This window comes from Micromonospora sp. WMMD723 (assembly GCF_049863385.1).
Lineage (GTDB): Bacteria > Actinomycetota > Actinomycetes > Mycobacteriales > Micromonosporaceae > Micromonospora > Micromonospora wenchangensis.
The window spans coordinates 5,418,719-5,434,139 of sequence record NZ_JBMKNR010000001.1 but is presented as its reverse complement, the minus strand read 5'-3'; the positions used below and the strand labels follow the sequence as shown (position 1 = coordinate 5,434,139).

Sequence of the window (15,421 nt, the reverse complement as noted above, 5' to 3'; positions counted from 1 at the left end):
CCGGCCCGGCGGGCCGGTTCAGCCGGCGGCGGGGGTTTCTCGCCGGTTCGCCTGCCACGGCGTCGCGGTGGCCTTGCCGGCGGCCCGTTCGGTGATCGCCGCGACCTCCTGCCGGGCCTGTGCCGAGATCCGCCCCGCGTCCGGCTCCTTGTACCAGGGCCGCAGCGTGATCACCGCCGGTCGGATGCCGGTGGCGAGCAACAGCGCGGTCCCCTTCGGCAGGGCCCGGATCCGGTCCGGCGGCAGCACGTGCTCCTGTCGGTACGAGGTGGACCGGGACGAGCCGTCCCGGCTGCGCGAGACGCTGACCGTGCTCACGTCGTGCTGCCCGACCAGCTTGGAGACCTTCTCCACGAAGTCGGCGTCGTCGAGGCCCGCGCCGAGCAGCTTGATGGTGGCCGCGCCCCACAGCGCGTCCATCCCGGCCTCCCCCCAGACCCGTGACCCCTGCCGGTAGCTCTGCAACAGGGTGACCACGTTGATCCCCCGCGATCCCAGGTGCGAGTAGAGGTCCGGCAGGTCGGAGATCCGGCACACGTTCGCCGCCTCGTCCAGCACCGCCGTCATCGGCGGGTCGAGCCGGCCGCCCATCCGTTCGGCGGCCACCACCCCCGCCCGCAGCGTCGCGTCGGCCAGGCCGGCGATCACCCCGGCGGCCGAACCACCACCGTCCTTGGAGAGCAGGAAGAGGGTGTCCCGGCCGAGCACGTGCCGCTCCGGGCGGAACTGCGGCAGGTACGGGTCCGGGGACACCCAGGCCAGGATCTCCGGGTCGAGCAGGCACGCCACGCACTGCCGGGCCGTCTCGTAGATGCCGTCGCGGGTCTCCACCGCCCCGCGTACGGTGCCCTGGAGCTGCTCGGCCATCGCCGGCAGCCCGGCGTCGCGCAGCAGGTCGATCGGGGTGCGGTCGGCCGGGTCGGCCAGCCAGCCGAGCAGCTCGGCGACGGGTGCCCGCCCCCGGGCGGCGGCCAGGAAGAGCGCGGTCAGGGTGTTCTGCGCCGCCGAGATCCAGAAGTCCTTCTTGGCGGTGTCGTCGTTGACCGACGCCACGAAGTGCCCGGCCAGTCGGCGGGCCCCCTCGATGCTCGTGCAGTCGGCGAGGATGTCCCACCACATCCGTCGGGGCACGTGGGCGATGCCCTGCGGGTCGAACGTCCATACCGTACCGACGCGTTCCCGTTCGGCGCGGGTCACCGCGTACACGTCGGACTTGTTGGAGGTGAGCAGCACCGCCCCCCGGGCCCGCAGCACCCGGGGCACCGCGATGCCTGTGGACTTGCCGGCCCGGGGGGCCATCAGGTCCAGCTCCACGTCCTCGAAGGAGGAGCGCAGCTCCGGACCGTTGGGCGACAGGTCGCCGAGCAGGTTGCCGGTGTCGTCCGGACTGAGCTGCCGCACCCCGGCCAGCGAGGGACGCAGCTCCCGGGCGCGGGCCGCGATCCCGGCGGGGGTCAGCGGGGCCAGGTCCCGCACCCGGGCCAGCCCGACGCCGCGCCCGCGCAGGTCCAGCAGCCGGCGTCCGGCGAGCACCGCCGGCACCACCAGCAGCAGCGCCACCACCAGCATCCCGGCGTAGACCGCGTACGGCGACGCGCCGGGCCACAGCGTGCCGGTGTCGCCGGAGATCAACGCCAGGTACGCGCCGAGCGTGAACGGCGGCGGGTGCCAGCCGTGCCCGGTCACCGCGGCGCCCAGGGTGCCGCCCAGCCAGGCGACCGTGAACAGCGCCGCGTTGGCGAGGACCACCAGGCAAAACGCCCAGAAGAACAGGTCCGCCCCCCGGGGCGCGCCCGACGACGCCCGGCTCACGCCCGCCACCTCCGCTCGCCGGCGGCGACCTCGTCGGCGGCCAGTTCCGGCCGGGTGGCCAGGTTGCCCAGTTCCGCCTCGGCCTCGAAGACCGCCTGCCGGGCCGCCGCCCGCTCGGCGGCCTGCTGGGCGGCGTAGCCGTTCTGCACCCAGCGCTGGTTGGTGTCGTGCAGCCGGCGCTCGGTGTCGGTGATGGACACCCGGATCGGAATGCCGGGCCGGCCACCCACCTTGATCAGGAACCGGCCCCGCCCCGGTGGCTCCTCGTTGCTGCCGGTGCTCGCCCAGCCCGGCGGCGACGACCAGGAGGAGACCAGCTCGATCTCCCGCTTGGACAGGCCGATCACCCGGCCCAGGTCGGTCATCTCCGCCGCCGGCAGTCCGGCGCAGGCGACGATCCCGGCCCGTTCCACGAAACCGCGCGCCTTGGCCCGGTCGGCGTCGGAACCCAGCGCCTCGGCGTCCTTGAGGGTGTGGGTGATCTTGGCATCGCCGAGGCCGAGCGACCGGTTGAGCCGGGTCAGCGCGTCGATCCGGTCGACGATGCCGGAGGCCGCCCGCAGCGGCCGCCACAACTCGTCCAGGATGGTGAAGAACCAGCGGCGCGGGGCCAGGCCCGCGTCGGCCAGGGCGTGCGAGGCGGCGACCGTGCCCAGCCCCTCGGACCAGGCGGCCAGCATCGCCGCGGCGGTGAGCTGGGTGTCGGACTCGCCGATGCGGGAGATGTCGATGCACACGGCCGGCGCGTCCGGGTCGATCCGGGTGGAGGTGGTCGAGCCGAAGGTGTCGCCCAACGCCCCGTCGAGGATGCCCAGCAGCGAGCGGTGCAGCGGATCCACCGCGTCGCGGTAGCGGCTCTCCTGGCCCCGGTCGAGGGTCACCGCGCGGACCCGGTCCGGCCCCTCCGCCAGCACCCGCAGCAGGTCCGGCAGCAGCGGGGCCCGGCCCTGCGGGGTGTGTTCACGCAGGTGCCGCAGGCAGGCCGAGAGCACCGACTGCTCGTGGTCGTCCAGGGCCCGACCCCGCACGATGGTCAGCAGCGCCGCCACCATGTTCAGCACCCGGCCGTGCGTCTCGGCGGCCAGCGCCCGGCCGGCCCGGCCGCCGATCCGCTCGGCGGCCAGCCCCATCGCCCCCGGGTCCAGCACGTTGATCCCGCCGACGCCACGCCCGATCGGGATCACCTGCCCGCCCAGGGCGCGCACGGTGTCCGCGTAGTCCGGCTTGAGGTCGCCGAGGACCAGCGGCACCACGCCGGTCGCGGCCAGGCCCACCGCCATCCGGTTGATCAGGGTCGACTTGCCCAGGCCGGGCATGCCCAACATGAACAGCGACGGGTTGGAGATGTAGCGGGCCCGGGTGAACCAGGAGATCGGATCACCGCAGACCGTGGCGCCGGTGTAGAGATGCTGACCCAGCGGCACCCCGGACATCGGCGCCCCCGAGCCGGCCGAGAACGGCCACAGCCCGCACGCCTGCACGGTGGTGGCCCGCCACATGGTGGGCGCGTCGAGATAGCCGACCCGCCCGCCGCCGGGCCCCTCCCACCCCCGCGCCGAGGCGGGCAGCTCCCGGCGGGGCCGGGGCGGCCTGGTGTTCTTCGGCGGTACGGGGGCCCCGTCGTCCGGGTCGCCGACCAGCCCGGTCAGCGCGGTCCGCGCCCCCGAGGTCCCGGCCGGCCAGCCCGCCCCGAGCCCGTCCGCGCGGACGACAGGTGCGCCGCTCACATCGCCTCCTGGAGTTCGTGTGGCAGCACGGTCTGCTCCCACGGAAGGATTCCGGCCGGCAGGGTGCAGGTGAACGCCGCCGCCTGCATCCGGTGGGCCGGCCGCATCGCGATCCGGGTCGCGCCGGTCATGTTGCGGACCAGCACCGACGCGTCGTCGAGCTGGGACCGGTCGTCCACGGTGACGGTGAGCATCAGCGAGAACTCCACCAGCCCCGCCCCGGTGGCCTCCTCGGCGGCGGCCTGCTCGGCGGCGCGGACCTCGGCGGCGGCCCGCGCCTGCACCATGCCCCGCCCGGAGGTGGCCATGAACTGTGCCGTACGCCGGTCCGCCTCGACGATCCGGGCCGAGGTCGCCGGGTCGATCGGCCGGTAGAGCAGCGCCACCCGCTTGCGGCGGGTGCCGGCGGACGCGTCGAGCATGGTGCGCAGCACACTGGAGCGCACCGTGCCCCGGGGGGCCAGGGTGAGCAGCCAGGTCCGGGAAACCCCCGAGTCGTGCTGGTAGGCGTCCACCGACTCGACCGCGGCCACCGGCCCGCAGTCGGCCCACTCCAGCCCGGTCTGCCCGTGCTCGGCGCGGACGCTGAGCACCTCGGCGGCGCACGCCGGGTCGTACGCCACCCGGACCACCTCGGCGATCTGCTCGGCCGACAGCGGCTCGGCGACACCGCCACCGGCCCCGATCAGCCCGGTCAGCAGGCTCGGCACCCGGATGGCCAGGTCGGTGACCACGTCCTCCGGATCGCGTCGCGGCCCGCCCACCGGGGCGTAGGTGAGGGTGATGTACGAGTTCATCTCCGACGACGCCGACGGGTAGTCCTCGACCACCTCCTCCAGCACCGCGCGCGCGGCGGCGGGAGCGGCGGCGTCCAGCCGGGGCAGCACCTCCGCCGCGAGCCGGGTGCCCGGGTCCGGGGCGGTCTCCACCACCACCGACGCCCCCCGCAGCCCCGGCTCGTGGGCGAGCCGGGACAGCCACTCCCCCCACAGCGACACCCACGTGTCGACCTGTTCCGGGTCGACCAGCGACCCGCCGTCGGGCTCGCACCGCAGCACGATCGTGTAGAGGTTGCGGCTCTTGTGGTGCAGCACCCCGAACGGCCTGTCGTAGGCGTCCCGGCCCTCCCGGGCGAGCACCCCGCTGAGCAGGCCGGGCGGCGGGAACCGGCCACCCGGTCGCGCCGAGAGCGGCCCGGAGACGTACAGGTGCTCCCGCCGGGACACCCGGCGCGACCAGCCGATCCGCAACGTCAGCAGCTGGTACATGTTGCGGCCGTCCTGGGTGCGGACCGCCATCGGCAGCAGCGCCACCACCAGCGGCACGCCGACCACGAACGCCGCCTGCAGCGACGCCAGCGAGGCCAGCAGCACCAGCACCAGCCCGCCGAACACCCCGACCGTGCCGACCAGGCCGAGCGGGCCCAGCCCGGCCCGGCGCGGCCGACGCCAGTTGCCGTACGTCGGTTCGATGACGGCTTCGGTCGTCATTGCCTCCCCCTCGTCTCACCCGGGCGACGACCGGCCGGCCGTCGCCCCGCTGTCAGTTGTGGCCGGCGTCGCCGTCCGCGCCCGACACGGTGCCGGCCGCCATGTTCCGGCCGGTGCGGGCCGCCCGGTGCGCCCCGTCGATCGCCGCCCCGACCGGCCCGGCCAGCCGGGCGGCGGAACCCGCGGCCGCCGCGGAGCCGGCGGAGCCACCCGCGTTACGGCCGGTCCGGCCCTCGCCGCCGGACGGTCCCTGCCGGCCGGTGTCGCCCCGGCTGCCCTGCGGCCCGCGAGCCCCGGACGGCGCGCCACCGCCGCCGCCACCTGAGGACAGGGCGGACCCGGCGACCCGTTTCGCGCCGGAGGCGACCATGCCGCCCGCGGCCGAGACGGCGGTGCCGGTCGGGTCGCCGGTGCCCAGCGCCGCCGTGGCCGGTACCACGATCTTGAGCAGCGCCGGCAGGGCGATCGCCGACAGCAGCAGCACGCCGATGCCGGCGATGCGGATGTGCGAGGAGTTCTGGGTCCGGCTGCCGACGGCGAGCATCTCCGCGCCGGAGAACATGATCAGACCGACGGCGGGCTTGTAGAGCAGCCAGGCCACCGTCCAGCCGATGTGCTTGCGCCACCAGCCGGCGCCCCAGTTCGTCATCGACGCGGCGGCGGCCAGCGGCAGCGTGCCGAGCATGATGGTCATCACGCCCAGCCGCAGGTAGAGCATCAGCACGTGCACGATGGCGGCGATCAGCAGCAGGAAGGCCAGCACCAGCAGCAGGAACGACTCGATGGAGGAGCCGTTGTCCACACACGGCACACCCATGATCACCTGCATGGCCGCCGACTTGAGCAGGTGGTCGGAGAAGCCGTCGGAGAGGCTGGCCGCCCGGCCCACCACCCACGACCCGGCCCCGGCGACCAGGATGACCCGCAGGAAGCCCTGCAGGGCGGTCCGCCCGGCGGTGCCCTTGCGTTCCATCGCCATCCGGGCGGCGGCGAACAGCACCGACCCGATCGCCAGGTAGGTCACGACCCACTCGATCTGGTCGCTGATCAGGCTCGGTACGTCGTCCGGGCCGCCCTCGGTCGTGGTGCCCAGCGTCGGCACCGAGGCGCTCAGCTCGGCGAAGATCGAGATCGCGGCGGCCAGCATCAGGTTGGCGATCATCCGGACCAGGGTGCCGATCGGGTCACCGAGGAACGAGAAGAAGCCGGTGATGATGTCGAGCGGACTGGGAGGTGAGCACCCGCCCATCTACTTCCTCCAGAGTGTGTAGCCGGCGCTGCCGGTGACCGTGCCGAGCGACGCGTGCACCACACCGGCCCGCGACGGCACGACCTTCCAGTCACCGGCGTCCCAGCGCAGCGCGACCAGGGTCGCCACGTAGCCCCCGGCACCCGTCTTGACCAGCAACTGCACCTGGGCGGTGTCGGCCGCGTACCGGGCCAGGGCGAAGCCCGCGTAGCTGCCGCCGCCGCGACTGGTGACGACCCCGGCGGCGGCTCCCAGCCGGGCCACCAGCACGTCGCGGCCCGGCCCCGGCAGCACCTGCCGGTCGGCCACGGCCCGCCAGGTGGGCCCGGCCAGCTGGGTGGGCACGGCGTGTGCCGCCAGCACCGCGCCGATCGGGGTGTGCGCGAAGCAGCCCAGCACCCCGTCGGCGGTGCGCGACGGTCCCTGCGTCGCGGAGACCGGCACCCGGTCGCCGCCGTCGAGGGTCCGCCACGCCACGTCGTCCGGCGGCACCGCCGCCCCCGAGGCCACCACCGGCCGGGACGGGCACCGCGCCACCGGTGCGTCGGCGGCGGTCCGGGCCACCGGGTCGACCGCCGTCTGCCGGGTCGCCCCGGACACCCAGACCCCCGCCGCCAGCAACGCCATGCCGGCGAGGAACGCGACGGACAGCAGCCAGCCGCGCTCGGCCCAGAACGGCGGGTCCGCCGGGGACCGGCCTCGCCCGCCGGTCACTGCGGCTGGCCCGCGGTGGTGCCGGCACCACCGAGGAAGAAGTTGGCCAACGGACCCGCGACGGCGACCAGGATGCAGCCACCGAGCACCAGGCCGAGGCGGGACATGTGCTCGGAGCTCTCGCCCCGCTTCACCGAGACCGCCATCATCGTTCCGGTGATCAGCACCCCGGCCACCCCGGCGGCGGTGCCGGCCCAGGCGATCAGACCCAGCAGCTTGTTCACCAGGGTGTTCAGCTGGCCCGGCGCGTTGGGGGTCGGGTTGATCCCGGCACCGCCCGGCTGCTGCGGGTCCGGGGCCATCGGGAGGCGGGCGAACAGGTAGGCCGCCGCGTACTGGGACAGGCTCGTGAACGTCATCGGAACAGCTCCTTCAGGGCAGGTGGCATCACCGGAGGCGTCGACGACGCTCCGGCGGCGACGGAGGTGGGACAGGGCCGGCAGTGCGGGGTGCGCTGCGGCCGGCGGCGACCGGCTCAGAGTCCGAGGTCGCCGAAGAACATGACGAGCGGTCCGGCGGTCGCGCCGAGCACGCAACCCATCGCAACGAACACCGCCCCGCGGAAGTGGTCGCTCATTTCCCCGGGCACGCCCCGGTTGAGTTGGATGGCCATCGAGATGCCGAGGATGAGCAGCCCGGCGACGCCCGCCGCGCTGACCCCCCAGGCGAGCAGGTTCAGCAGGTCGTCGGCCGCGCCGCCGGCCGGGTTGTACGGCGGTGGGGGCTGGAAGGCCGGCAGCGGGGAGGGCGCCGCCGCCGGACCCCGTGCCAGGAGCGCGGCGACGATCCCGTACCCGGAGGTCACGGTGTCCTCCCCTCGCCGGCCGACCCGGTCGCCACCCGCAGCCGGTCCAGGGCCTTAGGCATCCGGGCGGGCTGCTGTCCCAGCCGCCACGCCGGAATCCACGGCACCCGGTGCACCGGGGCGACCGACCGCAGCACCCGGATGCGACGGGCCAGTGCCGACGGCAACCGGACCGGGGCGTCGGCCAGCAGCACCAGACCGACCAGCCGCATGCCGGGCGGATGACGCCCCTCCCGCAGCGCGTTGAGCGCCCGGGACATCGCCCGCATGCCCTCGGCGTTGGTCCGGGCGACCAGCATCACCGTGGCCGGCTCCGCCCGTGCGGCGTCCGGCCACCGGCAGCCGAGGTCGACGCCGCCGAAGAGCCGGGACAGCGTCGTCGTGCCGGCGCCACCGTGCGCCGCGATCCAGCCCAGCCCCGCCTCGGACAGGGACCGCCGGGACACGGCCGCCCCGGGTCCGGTCCGGACGGACGGCGGCCCCGGTGGCATCCGCGGTGCCGGGTCGGTCATCGTCGCGGACCCCATGCACCCACCTCCTGTCGAATGTCGCTCCACTTCGTCGACGTCCCGGTTGAACCACCCCGGGTCCCGACCCGTCAGTACGGCGGGCCGGGCGGTCGACGGACGCCACTACGACGGGCCCCGCCACCCGGTTCACGCCGGGGACGAACTTTTTTCCACCGCACTGGTGAGCAGCCTGGGAGGCGACATGGCAGCGTCCGACAACGACGGCGCGGAGCCGACGCAAGGGTCGAACCGGAGCAGCGCGGCGCTGATCGGCGCGGCCGTCGCGGCCGGGCTGAGCTGCCTGGCGACCCCGGTGGCCGGGGTGGTCGGGGCCGCCGCCGTCTTCGTGATCGGCGCGCTGGGCGTGCTGCTCGCCCCGCTCGTCGCGCTGATCCTGTTCTTCGGCGGCGGCGGTGGGTCGGCCGATCCGGTCAGCGCCGCCGACGACTCGCTGGCCGCCGCGCAGGGCGACGGCAAGGGCACGCTCGACCCCGACCAGGTGCCCGAGGGGCTGGCGGACAGCATCGAGGACGCGGGGAAGACCTGCACCCAGATCGGCCCCGTGGTGATCGCCGCGCAGATCGAGGTGGCCTCCGGGTGGGACCCGGCGAAGGTCGGCCCGAACGGGGAGAAGGGGATCTCCCAACTGCCGCCCGAGGTCTTCACCAGGTACGGCGAGGACACCGACGACGACGGCGACACCGACGCGGTCGACGAGGAGGACTCGATCGCCGCCCAGGCCAAGCACGTCTGCGCCCTGGCCGGGCAGGCCCAGGCCCTGCTCGACGACGGCGAGGCGATCGGTGAGGTGCTCGACCTGACGCTCGCCGCGTACGCCGTCGGCATCGACGAGGTACGCCGGGCCGGTGGCGTCCCCTCCACCAATGCCGCCCAGCTCTACCTCGCGCAGGTCCGGTCCCTGTTCGCCAAGTACCAGGGGCTCGGCGGTCCGCCGCCGTCGTTCCCGCCGACCACCTCGCCCAGCCCCGGAGCCTCGGGCGACTGAACCGCACCGACCGGCGGAACCGATCCGACCGGCAGACCGATGAGGAGTGTCCATGACGGTGACGACCCCGCAGGAGCAGACCCGCGCCGACGACGCGCCGCCGGACGACCGGCCGCCCACCTCACCGTTCATCCTCTACCTGCGTGACGACGAGTACGACGAGGAGTTGGCGCTGCTCAGCAACTGGGTCCGGCTGCTGCTCGTGCCGATCTACGCCCGGGAGGCGTCCTCGGCCGCGCCCTGGTGCGGGCAGTGGTGGCGGCACCCCGAGGCGGTGGCGCAGCTGCACGGCCTGTGGCTGGCCTGGCAGGAACTCACCGGCCCGGAGGCGGGACTGTGCGGCCCGGCCAACTGGCACCGCGACTACCTGGAACCGGTGCTGACCAGCCTGCGCAACCCGGCCGGGCCGTTCGCCGGCTGCAAGGCGGGCGCGCACCGGGCCAAGGAGATCCCGCACACCGACCCGTACTGACCACGGCGGCCCGCCCCGCCCCGCCCCGGGCCGGCAGGTCCGGGTCCGGGGCCGGCACGTCGGGTCCGGGCCGGACTCGGACCTGACGTGCCCCGGGCGGGGCGGGGCCGGCCGGAGCGGCTCAGCGGGAGATCGGGGCGGTGACGATCGCGGTGCCGTCCACCAGGCCCACGGTGACGAAGGCCAGGTCCGCGACCGGCAGCGACAGTTCGCCGGTCACCTCCTGCGGCCCGGTCGAGGCGGTCCAGTCCCGCACCACGTGGGTGACGCCGTCGCGGGTCACCGCGAACAGCCGGTACCGCAGGCCCTGGCGCAGGCCGGTGGCGGTGATCCGGATGGTGGAGCCCCGCCCCTCGTCGGTGGTGATCGCGACGGAGAGGCTCACCCCCTCGGCAGGCGCCTCCCCGGTCGCGGTGAGCACCACGCCGCTGCGGTCGCCGAAGCCGGTGACCGCAGCGATCCCGCCGGCCAGGACGACGGCCACCAGCGCGGCGGCCACCCCTGCCCAGAGGACCGTCCGGCGACGCCGGGCCGGGTCGGCGGGCCGGGTGCCTCCCGGGCCGGGGGCCGTCGCGGGTCGGTCCCCGCCGGGGCGGCTGCCCGCCCCACGGCCGGTGGTACGCGGACCGGCACCCCGGCGGTCACCCCGTCGGGGTGCCGCGACCGGCGTGCCGGACTGCGGGACCGGCGCCACGTCGGCGGGCGGCCCGGTGTCGGCGGCCGGGGCGGGGGGCAGGTCCGACCCGGCGGGTGCCGGCGGGCCGCCGTCGGCGGCGGGTGTGACCGGGCCGCCGTCGGCGGCGGGTGCCGGCGGCGGGTCGGCGGGCGGACGCGCGACCGGCACCGGTGCCGCCGGCCGACCAGATCCGGTGGAAGATGGCGGGCCTGCCGGCGGCGGGTCGACCGACAACGGGCCCGGTGGCAGTCCCGACGACGGCGGGTCGGCAGGCGGCGCGGGGTGGGCGCGGGGGTCCGCCGGGGGGCCGAACCCGGGCGGTAGCGGAAACTCGGGCGTCAGGCCGGCGAGGTCGTCCCAGTCGGCGGCGTCCAGCCCGCCGAGGGCACTGGTCACGCCGCCCATCTCGCCCGCCGCGGCCAGGCACTCGTCACAACCGGCCAGGTGGTTCTCGAACGCGACCCGGTCGGCATCGTCGAGCGCGCCGAGCAGGTAGAGAGCCAGGGTGGCGTGCTCAGCGGTGGGATGGTCACCCCCGGTGCGCATCACGCCCCCCTTCTCGACCCGGAGACACCGGTGGCGGTGTGACGACCCCAGGGACGGCAGCCGTCCGGGAGGTCGAGCGGGAAACCGACACGTCGCGTCATCACGACGACTCGGTCGGGCCGATCGCTGCGTGCAGCGCGCGCACCGCATAGTACGTTCTGGACTTTACCGTACCCTCCGGGATTCCCAGTCGCTGCGCGGCCTCGGCGACCGAGGAGCCCTTGTAGTACATCTCGACGAGCACCTCACGGTGTTCCGGTTTGATCTGCTGCAACGCCAACCGGACGGTGTGGGTGCTGACCACCCGGTCCATCTCGTCGTCGGCCGAGGCGAGCCGGTTGAGGTCGGGGATGGCCACCTCGGGCGGTCGGGACTGCCGGGCGCGCATCGCGTCGATGGCCACGTGCCGGGCGACCGTGTAGAGCCACGGGGCGATCCGGCGTGGGTCCTCCGCCAGCGTCTCCAGGTTCCGCCAGGTGCGCAGGAACGTCTCCTGGACCAGGTCCTCGGCGAGTTCCTGCCGACCGAGGACGAGGCGGGTGAGGAACCTCAGCAGCGGTCCCCGGTACTGCTCGTGGATCCAGCGCATCAGGGCCTCGGGGGAGGCCCGTTCGGTCGCCGCGTCGCCGGTCACCCCGGGCGCTTCGTTGGGCACCGCCGACACAGAACGCCTCCCCCTGACGTACGGGTCGCCCCCGTACGGCCGCGCCGTCGTCTCGACGTCGAGCCCGCCTAGGAAGAGAGCATAACCGTGCTCATCGGACGGTCGACCGGGCCGTCGACCGGTCGACGGGTGCCGCCGGGGTGCGACGGTGGACGGCACGGCGGTGGTCCACCGGTCGGTGTCGTGCGCCGGGGCGACGAGGGTGGCCACGCTCATCGGGTGAAACGCAGCCAGCGGACGTTGACGAACTCCTCGGGTTGGCCACTGGCGAACGTGAGGTAGACGTCGTGCACCCCGGTCACCGGGGCGAGGTTCCCCGGCACGGTGACCCAGTTTTGCCAGCCTCCGGTACTGGCCACCGCGATGCTGCCCACCGGCGGCAGGCCGGGGGCGTCGAGGCGTACCTCGATCAGGCCGGAGACGCCCTGCGGCGCGCCGGAGGCCACCCGCACCTGGAACTGGGTCGCCGGTTCGCGGCCGAAGTCGACCCCCCGGTATCCGGCCCAGTCGCCGTGGGCGAGGAAGCCCAGGTGCTCGCCGCCCTCACTGGAGGGTTCCTTCCGTACGCCCTGCTGCCGGTCGAAGCTGGCCGCCGCGATCTCCTGGCCCACGCCCCGGGCGGCGACGACGGCCGCCGGCCCCTCCACGACCACCGGTCCCTCGACGACCACCGGGCGCTCCACGACCACCGGGCGTTCGACCTCGGGTGCCGGCTGTCCGGCCGCACCCCCGCCGAACGGGGTGAGCGTGATGGTCATCTCCCGGGGCTGGACGTCCTGGATGTAGGAGGCGTCGTCGGCGACGTCGTCGAAGGGGAAGCCGTACGCCCGGCCGTCGGCGCTGTGCCGGTGCAGCACCCGGGAGTAGTGGTTGGTCACCGGATGCTGGTAGTAGGCGTCCCGGCTGGTGGTCGGCTGGTCCGGTTGGTCGAGCACCGACCGGTTCAACCCGGCCCCGAGGACCGCCGCCACCGGACCGGAGAGCCCGTCGTTGGGTGCGGCGAGCGCGCCGTCGCAGTGGAACACGTTGAGTGTCGAGGGCCGGTCGAAGGCGCGGACCCCGCCGTCGAAGGCGAACCGCCCGTCGACCACCCGGCCCCGGACGGTGCCCTCCGACCGGTGGATCCGCAGCTCGGTACGGCTGTACCGGTCCCAGATCTCGGCGATGTAGCCGTCGTAGTAGGTCGGGTCGAAGCGACCTGTCTCGATGCCCTTGCCCGGTGCGATGACGCGCAGCCCGTCGCCGACCACCAGCCGCTCGAAGCCGGGCTGGCGGGCCAGTTCGGCGAAGATCGCGTCCCGGCCACCGTCGACGAGCTTGCCGGTGGCCTGCTCCACGTCGCCGAGCAGCCGGATCGACATCGGGATGCTGAACATGTCCACGGTGGTGGTGTTGCAGAACATGCCGGAGGCGTTGTAGGTGAACTCACAGCAGTCGTGCAGGACGCCGAAGCTCGGGTCGTCGGCCACCCAGCCGACCGGGTACTGCAACGCCGGCCGCCCGTTGCCGTCGGTGACCACGGTGAACCGCAGCTCGCCGTCGATGGCGAAGTAGATCCGGCCCGACATCATCGGCAGGACGAACCGGGTCACCCCGGAACCGGCCAGCCGCACGCCGATGTCGGCGACGCCGTCCGGGCCGTTGTGCGCCGGGTCGGCCGGGGTGAACTTCCCACTCTCCCGGACGTAGCCCATCGCCCCGGTCTCCGCGTCGGTGCCGACGACGTACATCCGGATCGCCGAGTTGGCGAACCGGCCCGTGCTGTTCACCACGTTCAGCGGCAGGCCGCCCGAGGCCCGCGCCCGCGAGATCAACGGGGCCGCCACGAGCGGCACGCCGACCACGGCGGCGCCGGCGAAACCCATCCCGAGTACCCTGCGGCGAGAAAGCATCCCAAGCTCCGATCAACGACACGGCCATCGCCGCCGAGTCCCGGTGTGACGTCGGCCCGGCCCGGCGGTAGCCACGTTGACGGCCCGCCGTACCCCTCGGTTCAATGTCGACCGGACCAAAATCACCAGATCCGATTCGAGCCCGGTGAACCGGGGACATCGCGCATCCGTCACGACAGCGATGTCGCCACGCCGGAAGGGACACCTCCCGTGAAATCCGATCACCCCTCCGTACTCGCCCGACTGGGGTCGATCCCCCGTCGTACCGCAGCCTTCGTCGTCGCCGGACTCGCCGTGTTGTCCATGGTGGTGGCCGCTGTCGGCTGGGGCGCGGCCGAGGCCCGCGACGACGACCTGACCGGTCGGCCCGTCTCCAAGGAACACCTGACGACCATCCAGGCAGCCGCCCGCTCGTGCCCGACGCTCACCCCGGCGCGGCTGGCCGGCCAGCTGATGGCCGAGTCGGGGTTGGACGGTCGGGCCGACCGGACCGCCTCCGGCGGGCAGGGCATCGCCGGTCTCGACACCGCCGCGTGGAAGTCGTGGGCACCGTGGCCCGGCGCGGAGCGTTCCGATCCGGCCGCGAACATCCTCGCCCTGGCCCACCTGATGTGCGACCTCAGCGGCCAGGTGCGGCTGGCGGACGTCGCGGGGGACACCTGGCGGCTCTCGCTGGCCGCGTTCCACACCGGCCTCGACGAGGTACGCGACGCCAAGGGGGTGCCCACCGACGCGGTCGAGTACGTCGACCAGGCCAGCGGGTACGCCGCCTACTACGGCAAGCTGACCGCGTTCGGCGGTTCCGGCCAGCCCCGCCCCAGCTCCGGCGTCCAGCAGCCCAAGGCGGTGCCCGGCAACTACACGGCGCTCGTCGTCCGGGCCGGTTCGGTCTGCCCCGAGGTGACGCCGCCGCTGGTCGCCGCCCAGCTGATGGCGCTGTCCGGATTCGACGCCAACCTGCTCGGCCCCGAGGGGCAGCGGGGTGTCGCGCAGTTCCGACCCGAGGTGTGGCAGGCGTACGGCCCGTCCGACGCCTCGGCGTGGGACCCGCAGGCGGCGATCCCGGCGGTCGGCACGGCCCTGTGCGCCCTGCACAAGGAGCTGTCCGGGCTGGAGGGTGACCCGTCGCTGCTGGCGTTGGCCGCGTACCGCAACGGCCCGGCCGCCGTGCGCCAGGCCGGCGGCGACCTCGACGCCGGCACGCAGGCGTTCCTACGGACCATGCGGGAGCACACCGACTACTACGCCCTGGACAACCGGCTGCGGCCGACGCCGCCGTCGGCGTCGCCGTCGCCCAGCCCGACCGTGACCCCGCCGGCGTCGCCGTCGCCCGGCCCGAAGGGCAGCTCGGCCGCCCCGCCGCCGCCCGCGAGCCCGTCGGCCAAGCCGGCGGCGGCACCGACCCGACCGGCCGGCACCAAGCAGCTCGTGGGCAAGGAGACCGGGCTGTGCGTCACCGCCGGGACCAGCGACGGGGTACGGGCGGTGCTGAACAAGTGCCGGGAGGAGCGGTCGCAGTGGTGGGACTTCCGCTCCGACGGCAGCGTCCGGGCCAACGGGCTCTGCCTCGACGTGGCCTGGGGTGAGAAGAAGGACGGCACCCCCGTGCAGGTCGCCGTGTGCAGCGGCAATCCCGCCCAGAAGTGGGAGTGGATCGAGCACAACGGCCGCACCTCCCTGTTCAACCGGGAGACCGACCGCTGCCTGGACGTCGACGGGCACGGCGTCGGCGCGCCGATGATGTCCTGGATCTGCGTGTTCAACCCGAAGCAGACCTTCACCCGGCGGTAGCAGTACCGACAGGCGGGCTCCGGTGGGCAACGTGCCCACCGGAGCCCGTCGCGTCGGGACCGCCGGGG

The 15,421-nt window shown here is 74.5% G+C and carries 14 protein-coding genes; 3 read left to right on the top strand and 11 right to left on the bottom strand.

Annotated features, from left to right (window positions below; genetic code table 11):
- Window positions 1-18: 18 nt before the first annotated feature.
- From ACN261_RS23600 to ACN261_RS23565, 8 genes are all read right to left on the bottom strand, one after another.
- Window positions 19-1,812 carry a type IV secretory system conjugative DNA transfer family protein gene (locus tag ACN261_RS23600; protein WP_421481836.1) on the bottom strand — a complete coding sequence of 598 codons (1,794 nt, stop codon included), beginning with the start codon at window positions 1,810-1,812 and terminating at the stop codon, window positions 19-21.
- Complete coding sequence (locus ACN261_RS23595) at window positions 1,809-3,539, bottom strand: ATP/GTP-binding protein (protein WP_421481835.1); 1,731 nt, start codon at window positions 3,537-3,539, stop codon at window positions 1,809-1,811. The genes ACN261_RS23600 and ACN261_RS23595 overlap by 4 nt, the downstream gene beginning before the upstream one ends.
- Window positions 3,536-5,029 carry an SCO6880 family protein gene (locus ACN261_RS23590; protein ID WP_421481834.1) on the bottom strand — a complete coding sequence of 498 codons (1,494 nt, stop codon included), beginning with the start codon at window positions 5,027-5,029 and terminating at the stop codon, window positions 3,536-3,538. The genes ACN261_RS23595 and ACN261_RS23590 overlap by 4 nt, the downstream gene beginning before the upstream one ends.
- Window positions 5,030-5,081: 52 nt before the next feature.
- Window positions 5,082-6,278, bottom strand: a complete 1,197-nt coding sequence (locus ACN261_RS23585; RefSeq protein WP_421481833.1) for a hypothetical protein — start codon at window positions 6,276-6,278, stop codon at window positions 5,082-5,084.
- Window positions 6,279-6,992 carry a hypothetical protein gene (locus ACN261_RS23580; RefSeq protein WP_421481832.1) on the bottom strand — a complete coding sequence of 238 codons (714 nt, stop codon included), beginning with the start codon at window positions 6,990-6,992 and terminating at the stop codon, window positions 6,279-6,281.
- Window positions 6,989-7,351 (bottom strand): hypothetical protein, encoded by a 363-nt coding sequence (locus ACN261_RS23575; RefSeq protein WP_363658128.1) that lies wholly within the window; start codon window positions 7,349-7,351, stop codon window positions 6,989-6,991. The genes ACN261_RS23580 and ACN261_RS23575 overlap by 4 nt, the downstream gene beginning before the upstream one ends.
- A gap of 116 nt (window positions 7,352-7,467) precedes the next feature.
- Window positions 7,468-7,797, bottom strand: a complete 330-nt coding sequence (locus ACN261_RS23570; protein ID WP_421481831.1) for a hypothetical protein — start codon at window positions 7,795-7,797, stop codon at window positions 7,468-7,470.
- Window positions 7,794-8,243 (bottom strand): hypothetical protein, encoded by a 450-nt coding sequence (locus ACN261_RS23565; protein WP_421481830.1) that lies wholly within the window; start codon window positions 8,241-8,243, stop codon window positions 7,794-7,796. The genes ACN261_RS23570 and ACN261_RS23565 overlap by 4 nt, the downstream gene beginning before the upstream one ends.
- A gap of 265 nt (window positions 8,244-8,508) precedes the next feature.
- Here ACN261_RS23565 and ACN261_RS23560 point away from each other — a divergent pair, with 265 nt between their 5' ends.
- Both ACN261_RS23560 and ACN261_RS23555 read left to right on the top strand, forming a co-directional pair.
- Window positions 8,509-9,312, top strand: coding sequence for a transglycosylase SLT domain-containing protein (locus tag ACN261_RS23560; protein WP_425852169.1), 804 nt, complete (start codon window positions 8,509-8,511; stop codon window positions 9,310-9,312).
- A 52-nt stretch (window positions 9,313-9,364) separates the two neighbouring features.
- On the top strand, window positions 9,365-9,784 hold the full coding sequence (locus ACN261_RS23555; protein WP_425852167.1) for a DUF4913 domain-containing protein: 420 nt from the start codon (window positions 9,365-9,367) through the stop codon (window positions 9,782-9,784).
- 121 nt (window positions 9,785-9,905) lie between these two features.
- Here ACN261_RS23555 and ACN261_RS23550 read toward each other — a convergent pair whose 3' ends face one another.
- The 3 genes from ACN261_RS23550 to ACN261_RS23540 form a co-directional block, all read right to left on the bottom strand.
- The gene (locus ACN261_RS23550; RefSeq protein ID WP_425852165.1) at window positions 9,906-11,006 is read right to left on the bottom strand and encodes a zf-HC2 domain-containing protein; all 1,101 of its coding nucleotides are present in this window, start codon (window positions 11,004-11,006) and stop codon (window positions 9,906-9,908) included.
- 100 nt (window positions 11,007-11,106) lie between these two features.
- Window positions 11,107-11,661, bottom strand: a complete 555-nt coding sequence (locus ACN261_RS23545) for a sigma-70 family RNA polymerase sigma factor (RefSeq protein WP_145920254.1) — start codon at window positions 11,659-11,661, stop codon at window positions 11,107-11,109.
- A 221-nt stretch (window positions 11,662-11,882) separates the two neighbouring features.
- Window positions 11,883-13,535 (bottom strand): beta-1,3-glucanase family protein, encoded by a 1,653-nt coding sequence (locus tag ACN261_RS23540; RefSeq protein ID WP_425852162.1) that lies wholly within the window; start codon window positions 13,533-13,535, stop codon window positions 11,883-11,885.
- Window positions 13,536-13,772: 237 nt separating this feature from the next.
- Between ACN261_RS23540 and ACN261_RS23535 the strand changes: the two genes are divergently transcribed.
- Complete coding sequence (locus tag ACN261_RS23535; protein WP_421481826.1) at window positions 13,773-15,353, top strand: ricin-type beta-trefoil lectin domain protein; 1,581 nt, start codon at window positions 13,773-13,775, stop codon at window positions 15,351-15,353.
- Window positions 15,354-15,421: the final 68 nt, after the last annotated feature.

Bases quoted from the DNA above. Each gene is read 5' to 3' on its own strand.
- ACN261_RS23540 (WP_425852162.1), bottom strand. From the start codon at position 13,535: ATGGGTTTCGCCGGCGCCGCCGTGGTCGGCGTGCCGCTCGTGGCGGCC.
- ACN261_RS23575 (WP_363658128.1), bottom strand. From the start codon at position 7,351: ATGACGTTCACGAGCCTGTCCCAGTACGCGGCGGCCTACCTGTTCGCC.
- ACN261_RS23590 (WP_421481834.1), bottom strand. From the start codon at position 5,029: ATGACGACCGAAGCCGTCATCGAACCGACGTACGGCAACTGGCGTCGG.
- ACN261_RS23550 (WP_425852165.1), bottom strand. From the start codon at position 11,006: ATGCGCACCGGGGGTGACCATCCCACCGCTGAGCACGCCACCCTGGCT.
- ACN261_RS23585 (WP_421481833.1), bottom strand. From the start codon at position 6,278: ATGGGCGGGTGCTCACCTCCCAGTCCGCTCGACATCATCACCGGCTTC.
- ACN261_RS23555 (WP_425852167.1), top strand. From the start codon at position 9,365: ATGACGGTGACGACCCCGCAGGAGCAGACCCGCGCCGACGACGCGCCG.
- ACN261_RS23560 (WP_425852169.1), top strand. From the start codon at position 8,509: ATGGCAGCGTCCGACAACGACGGCGCGGAGCCGACGCAAGGGTCGAAC.